The sequence below is a fragment of the Henriciella sp. genome, from assembly GCF_049649345.1.
Classification (GTDB): Bacteria; Pseudomonadota; Alphaproteobacteria; order Caulobacterales; family Hyphomonadaceae; genus Henriciella.
On sequence record NZ_JBARZC010000566.1, the window covers coordinates 1 to 5,721 of the forward strand.

Consider the following 5,721-nt stretch of genomic DNA (forward strand, 5'->3'; position numbering starts at 1 on the left):
CAGCAAGGAGGCTCCTCATGGCAAAAGCAAGGGCTAAGGGAAGACCGCGACTCTCAAAGCGGACGCTGCCGAGCAAGACCTGCCCGGTCTGCGAGCGGCCTTTTGACTGGCGCAAGAGGTGGGAAAAGGTCTGGGATGAGGTGAAATATTGCTCTGAAAGGTGCCGGCGAGCGGCCCGGACGCGCTGATTCCCGCCGATTCATCGAAAAACAATAAAAATATCGCCTTGATTTTATTGAGTTTCGTCGTTTTTCACAAAATACTTATTGATTTTCGATAATTCCTTCACTAACTTCAATTCATCGGCGGCGCGGATAGGCCAAGCCCCGAAAAACAGACCGGCAAAAAGACCGGCTATTTGCAACGAAGGAGTAATTCAGATGCAACCGCTCGCCTCCCAGAGCTCCCACACCCCGGCCCAATCGGTCGAGGTCCTGTCTACGGCCCCACAAGCCACCGCAAATGGCTTCGCCACCAAGGCACCGGCCAATGACAACGAGGCAGCCTGGAAACCCAGCCTGCTCGTCCTTCGCCGGCGCAGACTGTCCCGGCGGGCGAACCGCAGCTGATGCGAATGAGGGATAGCCGGACAACTCCTTGCGCCGGTCCGGCTGTCCCCTTCAGAGAACCGCCCTGCCCCGCCCGGCAGGGCGGTTCAACATTTCCGGCAGGGATGATCAGACCAGCGACTTTGGCCGGAGAAAGTCCACCAGCTTGAAGTAGACCGGAATGAACGGGTCGTTCTCAGGTGATTCAAAAAGCGCCGCGGCGCCGGTCGGATACTTTTCCGCCAGCTTGATCGCCGCCCTGTGGTCCTCGCTGCCGGCCTGGCGCAGGATCTCGCAGGCAAAATCATGAACCCCAGGATTATGGCCGATCAGGATCACGCATTCGGCTTCCGCCGCGGCCAGCCCGACCAGACCTTCCATGGCCGGAATGCCGGCCAGATAGAGGTCATCCGTGACAGTCCCTTTGCAGTCCGGAAAGGCCTCGCGCACATAACGCCAGGTCTCACGCGTGCGCCGGGCTGAGGAAACCAGCGCCTTGTCAGGCGCCCATCCGCGCTCTTTCAGCGCCAATGCCATCTGCGCTGCGTCCGAATGGCCCCGCTCGACCAGCATGCGGTCGCGGTCACTGATCCCGTCATTCCACGGCTCAGTCTTGGCATGACGCATGAGGATCAGGCGTTTCATCGAAAAGCAAACATCCTTCGGGCCTTAGTAAAATTAAACACCGGGATAAGTCCGCTAAGCTTGTTGGCAGATCATGTCCGGACCATCTATGGGCGCAAGATAACGTAATTGATGGAGATTTCCATGAGCCTTCTGCTCGGTGACACAGCCCCTGATTTTGAAGCCGAAACAACACAAGGCAAGATCAGTTTTCATGACTGGATCGGTGATGACTGGGTGGTGTTCTTTTCGCACCCGGCCGACTTCACCCCTGTCTGCACGACCGAACTCGGCTTTACAGCCAAACTCAAGGATCAACTCGCAGAGCGCGGCGCCAAGGCCATCGTGATTTCAGCAGACGGCCTTGAAGACCACAAGAAATGGATCGGGGACATTGAAGAGACGCAAGGCGCGAAAGTGGAGTTCCCGCTGATCGCCGATCCTGACCGCAAGGTTGCGACCCTCTATAATATGATCCACCCGAAGGCCGACCCGAAAGTTACCGTGCGCGCCGTCTATGTGATCGACCCGAACAAGAAGATCCGCGCCTCGATCATCTATCCGCCGAGCGCCGGCCGGAATTTCAATGAGATTCTGCGCCTCATCGACTCGATGCAGCTGACGGACAATTACAAGGTCGCGACCCCTGTGAACTGGGAACAGGGCGACGATGTGATTATCGTGCCAAGCGTGTCGGATGAAGATGCCGACAAGCTCTTCCCGAAGGGCTATACCAAGGTGAAACCCTATCTGCGCGTGACGCCGCAACCTAACAAATAAGCGGCTCTTAAGAGCGCCTCGCAAAAAGAAACCGCGCCGGTCACCGGCGCGGTTTTCTTTTTATCAGTCATTCCCGCTTATCCCCTCAAAAGCTTCAACAGCTTCTGGCCCTTGCTCAGCTTGCGGCGTTTGAGGCCAAACCTCGTGCGCAGGGTTTGCGGTTGTCCGTATATGGCGCGCAACAGCCTGACGCGTTGCAGCGCTTGATGCTGTATCTTTTTCTTGGGCTTGGGAGCGATGACGTACCTCTCTATTCCGGCTGCCACTATAGCATATCAAACGGGCGGAGCGAAGCCTTCCGGCTAATCTGATCGGGCATCCGGCCTCTCGCCGGCGCATCAGGCCCGGCAGGCCCAGCGCTTGATCGGCGATGACAAAAGGCCCGCCTTGTCGGGCGGGCCTGATGCGGATGGATTAGTGGTGCAACCTGTTTCCGGCGTCGCCGTCGACAGAGCGCACCGTGTCGCGCGCCTCATCGAGCGCTTCATGCGCAGCAGCGCTGGCGCGCTCTTTCGCGTCACCCCGAAGCTTGTCGGCTTGAGGCCCGGCCATTTCGTTTTCAGCGCGGGTATTTGGCACAAGTCCGCCCAGAAGCGCCCCGCCTGCAAAAGCCAGCGCTCCTGCAATCAGCGGATTCTCCCGTTCGAACTGGCGGGCACGGGCTGCCGCGTCGCTGGCCGTATCGCCGAGCGATGACATGCCACCGGCTATGCCGCGGCCTGCATTGGCGGCAGCATGACCGGCGCCGGAGGCTGCATGCTGGGCCGAGCCCGCTGCTGTTCTGGCAGCGCCTGCAACGCCATGAGCGGCAGAAGCGGCTGCATCGGCAACACCCTGACCGGCTGAAGCGATCGTACTGGCTGCGGCCTCGCCGGCCTCTTCAATGCGGTTGAGCAGATCGCCGGCCGCTTCCTTGGTCTTGTGTGCAGCCTCATCGACCCGTTCCTTGAACGCTTCGAAGTCTTCGCCATCCTCGTTTTCGATTTCGAGGATTCCGGCCTGCGCATAATAACGTCGCCGGGCGAATGCATCATCGCTCTCGTCGGCAAAGCGGCGGTTCTGGAGTTCAAGCGCCCCTATCCGGTTATAGCGGTTGAGGGTCGCATGGTCCTCTGGTGTCCAGCGCTTGGCCGCGGGCACGTCAGCGGCCCGTTTATGACTTTTGGACGATTGTGATGCCGCAGCGAGCCAGGCCATGCCGGCCGCTGTAACAGCGGTAGGGACCGGATTGTCGCGAACCTGAGCGGCAAGCTCGCCGACGAATTTCTTCGGGCCGTCACCGGCTGATTTCAGAAAGTCGTCGAGGATCTGGCCGGGCGACAGGCGCTCTTCCAGTTCTTCGAGATTGGCGTCCGCCTGGGCGCGTTCTTCTTTGATTTCTTTTTCAAGTTGTTCTGGGGATTTACTCATGACAGGTGTTCCTTGGCGAGTTTGACATTGGCACTCATCGTTTTCTCGGTGCGCTCGGGTTCGAGTTCACCCGGGTCGAGGCGCGATGAGCCCATATTGATGACGATTAGGGCGATCAGCAGCGACGCAACGCCGATAATCACCGCCGCGAGCCATAGCGACATGACGCTGGCAAGACCGACAGCAATGCCGCCGAGCAGCACGGTCAGGCCGGAAATGGCAAAGGCTGCGCCGAGGACGGTCATGGTCAGACCGCTCTTGATATTGCCCATGCCTTCCTTGAATTCGGCGCGGGCGAGGCGGACCTCCTTCTGCAGGATGTCCGACACTTGCCCGAAGGTTTCGCGGATAAGTTGCGGGGTGGATTTGGACTCAGCGGACTCCATAATTGTCTCCATTGGCTTTCGGGGTTTCTGGCTTGATCGCCGGAGTAGGTGCCGAATCTGCTTCTGGCTCAGCCGTTTGCGGCTTCGGCGCGGTGGCCGTCATGAAACGTCCGAGCGCCAGACCGGCAGCGGCGCAAGCGCCATAAAAAAGGCCTGGGTCCTTGCGGGCGAGTGTGCGGGCATCACCAGCCATTGAGCTCAGCGACTTGCCCTTGATCGACTGGGCGAAATTGGACAACTGGCCAGCCGCTGTATGCAACGCATCTGCAGCCCACTCTTCGTCATTCTCGAGATCGTCGGCCGAGCGGTCGAGGCTGCGGCTGACACGTTCCAGCCTTTCGCCTGCCGTTTCGGTCCGCGACCTGGCTTCGCGATCAGCCTTGTCTTTGAATTCGGATGCTTTGGCTTTCGCGACATCCTTTGTTTCTTTGGCAAGATCTTCGGTCTTGGTCTTCAGGTCGTCATTGCGGCTTTCTGCGCTGGCTCCTGAGACGTTTTCACCGGATGTGGTAAAATCAGTCATGATAGGGTTCTCCTTTTGGCTCCCCCACCTCCTCAACAGCTACAACGCCGAAAGGGCGCTGTTGTTCAGCGCCCTTTCTTAAAAAATTCTCGTTTTCGGATTGTCAGGCCTGTAGCTGCAGCTGTCCGTTTCGCACCTGTTCAGCCAAGACCCTGATTACACAGGAGTTGATCACGCTGGCATCATGATCTTGCCATTGACCAGGTCTGAATAGTCGGTCACCAGCGCTTCGGTCACATCGCCCGGCTTGTAATCCACCTCGCCAATCTGGCGGACCGGTGTGATCTCCGCCGCTGTGCCTGTGATGAAGCATTCAGAGAAGGTCGACAGTTCTTCCGGCAGGATCGTGCGTTCGACAATTTCAATCTGGCGTGCCTTGGCAAGCTTTATCGCCGTCTGGCGCGTAATACCATTCAGGAAACAGTCCGGCGTTGGCGTATGCAGCGCGCCATCGCGCATGAAGAAGATATTCGCGCCCGTAGCTTCGGCCACATGACCGCGCCAGTCGAGCATCAGCGCATCGGCATAGCCTTCACGTTCGGCGGCGTGTTTCGACAGCGTACAGATCATGTAGAGGCCGGCCGCCTTGGCCTTGCAAGGCGCAGTCTTTGGATCGGGGCGGCGCCACTGGGCATGCGTCATCGCGATGCCCTTCATCTTGTCGGCAAAATAGTCGCCCCAATGCCAGACAGCGATGGCCAGATGGATCGTATTGTTCTGGGCCGACACGCCCATCATCTCTGACCCGCGCCAGGCAATCGCACGCACATAGGCGCTATCGAGGCCTGATTTTGCCAGCGCCTCGACCTTGGCCGCCTCAATCTCGTCGACCGTGAACGGGATCTCGAAACCAAGCTCCTGCGCGGAATGGTGCAGGCGCTCTGAATGCCGGCGCGATTCAAAAATCTGGCCGCCATAGGCGCGCTCGCCCTCAAACACGGCGGAGGCGTAGTGAAGCCCATGGGTCAGGACGTGCACTTTCGCCTCACGCCAGTCGACAAATTCGCCATCCATCCAGATGACACCGTCGCGATCGTGATAGGCTTGGCTTGCCATGATTTTATTCCGTCCTCGCTTGAACTTCTTACTGAAAACCGCTCCATTCTCAGACTGTGGCATCCGAAGTCAACCAGAAGCCGGGCGAAACGGGGCGGGTCGATCCGCGGCTCTTTCTCAGGGAGGAAGAGCTCGACAATGGTATAGCGCTTCTACTGGCCAGTGAGCGGGCCATTGCAGAGGCGCTTCGCCGCACCCAGTCCGGCACAGGTCTCAACATGCCGGGCCTCAGACTGCTAATGACAATCCGCTTCCGGCCGAACCTCACCGTCAGCGAACTGAGAGACGAGATCGGCGCGACGACGCCCACCCTCGCCCGCATCCTCGGCGAGCTCGACAAGCGCGACCTGATCGAGAAAAAACAGGGCGGACGCGATGCCAGGCGCCGCAGGCT

At 59.1% G+C, this 5,721-nt stretch carries 9 protein-coding genes; 4 read left to right on the forward strand and 5 right to left on the reverse strand.

Going from position 1 to position 5,721, the window contains the following annotated elements:
- Positions 1-17 precede the first annotated feature (17 nt).
- Together WA989_RS15665 and WA989_RS15670 are read left to right on the forward strand one after the other, a co-directional pair.
- On the forward strand, positions 18-188 hold the full coding sequence (locus tag WA989_RS15665) for a DUF2256 domain-containing protein (protein WP_424341423.1): 171 nt from the start codon (positions 18-20) through the stop codon (positions 186-188).
- 192 nt (positions 189-380) lie between these two features.
- Positions 381-569: a hypothetical protein gene (locus WA989_RS15670; RefSeq protein ID WP_424341415.1), complete on the forward strand. Its 189-nt coding sequence runs from the start codon at positions 381-383 to the stop codon at positions 567-569.
- A gap of 108 nt (positions 570-677) precedes the next feature.
- On the opposite strand, the gene WA989_RS15675 is transcribed toward WA989_RS15670, so the two are convergent.
- A complete protein-coding gene (locus WA989_RS15675; protein WP_424341416.1) occupies positions 678-1,193 on the reverse strand; it encodes a SixA phosphatase family protein in 516 nt (171 codons plus the stop codon).
- Positions 1,194-1,316: 123 nt separating this feature from the next.
- On the opposite strand from WA989_RS15675, the gene WA989_RS15680 reads away from it, so the two are divergent.
- Positions 1,317-1,952 (forward strand): peroxiredoxin, encoded by a 636-nt coding sequence (locus WA989_RS15680; protein WP_424341417.1) that lies wholly within the window; start codon positions 1,317-1,319, stop codon positions 1,950-1,952.
- A gap of 414 nt (positions 1,953-2,366) precedes the next feature.
- Here WA989_RS15680 and WA989_RS15685 read toward each other — a convergent pair whose 3' ends face one another.
- The 4 genes from WA989_RS15685 to WA989_RS15700 form a co-directional block, all read right to left on the reverse strand.
- Positions 2,367-3,362 (reverse strand): DUF3618 domain-containing protein, encoded by a 996-nt coding sequence (locus tag WA989_RS15685; RefSeq protein WP_424341418.1) that lies wholly within the window; start codon positions 3,360-3,362, stop codon positions 2,367-2,369.
- Positions 3,359-3,748 (reverse strand): phage holin family protein, encoded by a 390-nt coding sequence (locus tag WA989_RS15690; protein ID WP_424341419.1) that lies wholly within the window; start codon positions 3,746-3,748, stop codon positions 3,359-3,361. The genes WA989_RS15685 and WA989_RS15690 overlap by 4 nt, the downstream gene beginning before the upstream one ends.
- The gene (locus WA989_RS15695) at positions 3,735-4,271 is read right to left on the reverse strand and encodes a hypothetical protein (RefSeq protein WP_424341420.1); all 537 of its coding nucleotides are present in this window, start codon (positions 4,269-4,271) and stop codon (positions 3,735-3,737) included. The genes WA989_RS15690 and WA989_RS15695 overlap by 14 nt, the downstream gene beginning before the upstream one ends.
- A gap of 171 nt (positions 4,272-4,442) precedes the next feature.
- Positions 4,443-5,327 (reverse strand): branched-chain amino acid aminotransferase, encoded by an 885-nt coding sequence (locus WA989_RS15700; protein WP_424341421.1) that lies wholly within the window; start codon positions 5,325-5,327, stop codon positions 4,443-4,445.
- A gap of 56 nt (positions 5,328-5,383) precedes the next feature.
- Between WA989_RS15700 and WA989_RS15705 the strand changes: the two genes are divergently transcribed.
- Positions 5,384-5,721 (forward strand): MarR family winged helix-turn-helix transcriptional regulator (locus WA989_RS15705; protein ID WP_424341422.1); only part of this gene is annotated, 338 nt, incomplete at its 3' end.

Excerpts from the sequence above, each read along its gene's own strand:
- WA989_RS15685 (WP_424341418.1), bottom strand. The coding sequence starts at position 3,362 with ATGAGTAAATCCCCAGAACAACTTGAAAAAGAAATCAAAGAAGAACGC.
- WA989_RS15680 (WP_424341417.1), top strand. The coding sequence starts at position 1,317 with ATGAGCCTTCTGCTCGGTGACACAGCCCCTGATTTTGAAGCCGAAACA.
- WA989_RS15700 (WP_424341421.1), bottom strand. The coding sequence starts at position 5,327 with ATGGCAAGCCAAGCCTATCACGATCGCGACGGTGTCATCTGGATGGAT.
- WA989_RS15695 (WP_424341420.1), bottom strand. The coding sequence starts at position 4,271 with ATGACTGATTTTACCACATCCGGTGAAAACGTCTCAGGAGCCAGCGCA.
- WA989_RS15690 (WP_424341419.1), bottom strand. The coding sequence starts at position 3,748 with ATGGAGTCCGCTGAGTCCAAATCCACCCCGCAACTTATCCGCGAAACC.
- WA989_RS15675 (WP_424341416.1), bottom strand. The coding sequence starts at position 1,193 with ATGAAACGCCTGATCCTCATGCGTCATGCCAAGACTGAGCCGTGGAAT.
- WA989_RS15670 (WP_424341415.1), top strand. The coding sequence starts at position 381 with ATGCAACCGCTCGCCTCCCAGAGCTCCCACACCCCGGCCCAATCGGTC.
- WA989_RS15665 (WP_424341423.1), top strand. The coding sequence starts at position 18 with ATGGCAAAAGCAAGGGCTAAGGGAAGACCGCGACTCTCAAAGCGGACG.